The sequence below is a fragment of the Paenibacillus sp. LBL genome (genome assembly GCF_029893715.1).
GTDB lineage: Bacteria > Bacillota > Bacilli > Paenibacillales > Paenibacillaceae > Paenibacillus_AQ > Paenibacillus_AQ glucanolyticus.
In genome coordinates, this window is the sequence record NZ_JARXYU010000044.1 from 1 (window position 1) to 1,783 (window position 1,783).

The window sequence follows — 1,783 nt, forward strand, 5'->3', positions numbered from 1 at the left end:
ATTGAACTCCCTCAGTACGATTCAATTTACTCATGAATACTCACTTATTCGCAGGATTTCACCCCTGTCCAGAATTGCAGAAGGAACGTAAGACAACCCTCGTAGTAGACCAAGACAACATGAAGGCGTGAGGAAATAGAGGGGAAAGCTACAAACCCCATATAATTCCATATACTGCACGCATTCTCCACGCCGCCCTGGAGGTTTTCACTCCCATGTCTCAACGGGTCTGTGCCCTCTCATTCCTTCGTTACGCCTGTCCAAGGGGTGGAGGCCGGTCTTGCTAACGTTACGGGTCGGTGCCCTTTGGTTCAATACATCCGGTACTCCGTGCTTTCTTTGAAATCCTGCGAATAAGCCAAAATTCATACGACGAAACGGCTAAATTAAACTTAAGCTGCTTGTTGAATTGGCTTCGTTTTATACGGATTGTAAGCCTCTTTACTACGAGCCATTCCAACGAGTACTCGTGCTAATTTACCACAAAGTTTCATTAGAGACCTCATTTTCTTCATCTTTCTGACCTGTACATTGTACGCATGCATCGCTTTGAACTCTGGGTTGTTACCAACTAAACTTATGGTCATCATGAAAATGAAACGGCGAAGGCGTGATCGTCCACGTTTACTAATCTTCATCTGCCCCGTCCATTTACCTGAGCTTGCTTCTGCAAGATTGAGACCAGCATGGCGAAGCAGTGCATTACCATGAGAAAAACCACTTAAATCTCCGGCCTCACCAAGAACACCAGCGAGTGAAATGGCGCTAATCCCTTTGACAGCAAGCATTGATTTAGCAAAAGGAATACGGGCTAAAACTGCTGCAATCTCTGCCTCTACTACTTGCAGCTGCTCACAAGCTAGGTCATATTCAGCGAGAAGCTGCGTTAGGTGGAGCTTGTACGCCTTCGTTGCCTGCTTAGAGCCAACTGAATGATGAGCAAGCGCAATAAGGGTTTGAGCTTTTTTGTCCCCGGGTTGACGTTGCATAATGGATTTCCAGCCCTTTACCACTTCCTGAGGCGTTAGCTTGCTCAGTTCTTCAGGCGTCGGGAAAAGACGTAATGTGGCCAATGAACCTCTGCACATCAGGTTCTTAAAGACTTGTCGCAGCTCAGGAAACACTACGTCAACCCAACGATGGATTTGGTTCTTCGCACTAACGAGTCTTGTAACGATGGAGTCTCGGTTTGAAAGTAAGACACGAAGTTCCGCAAACGCTTCAGGCGTGTTGCGAATGAACGAATAGTAGCCGTTTTTAACCATGTCTGCGATGACCAGAGCATCCTTTTTGTCGCTCTTCGATGGTGTATTGTCACGGTTTTCCTTGTTCTTTTTCACGAGATGTGGATTAACAAGAACAACTTCGAATTGTTTCTCGTATAGCCATCTGGAGACGTTTAGCCAGTAATGCCCCGTCGGTTCCATGCCGATGATAGCGCAGTTAAGATTATGGGCTGCTTGCAACGATTGAATCCAGCGAAGAAGGATCTGGAATCCTTCTTCGTCATTAGAAAAAGATAGCGGATTGCCAATAGCAATCCCACGGAAGTTTACCGCACGAGCGACATGCGTTAGCTGTGCAATGTCGATTCCGACGACGAGATGCTGAGGGGTAATTTTTTCAATGAGTTGATTTTGTTTGTCCTGGGCTTTAAACTTCATAGTAGAGCGTCCTCCTGGATGATGGGATTTTAAGGGCTATGACCCGTTGCGTACTCCCATCGTACCGAGGCGCTTTTATTTTTGCAAAGCTGATAATTAACGCTCTACAGGAATGCTAA

The 1,783-nt window shown here is 46.2% G+C and carries 1 protein-coding gene; it reads right to left on the reverse strand.

Annotated elements, in window-relative coordinates; genetic code table 11:
• Positions 1-392: 392 nt before the first annotated feature.
• On the reverse strand, positions 393-1,664 hold the full coding sequence (locus M2277_RS31570; protein WP_063477375.1) for an IS110 family RNA-guided transposase: 1,272 nt from the start codon (positions 1,662-1,664) through the stop codon (positions 393-395).
• Positions 1,665-1,783: the final 119 nt, after the last annotated feature.

Coding starts and splice junctions, on each gene's coding strand:
- M2277_RS31570 (WP_063477375.1), bottom strand. CDS start 1,664: ATGAAGTTTAAAGCCCAGGACAAACAAAATCAACTCATTGAAAAAATT.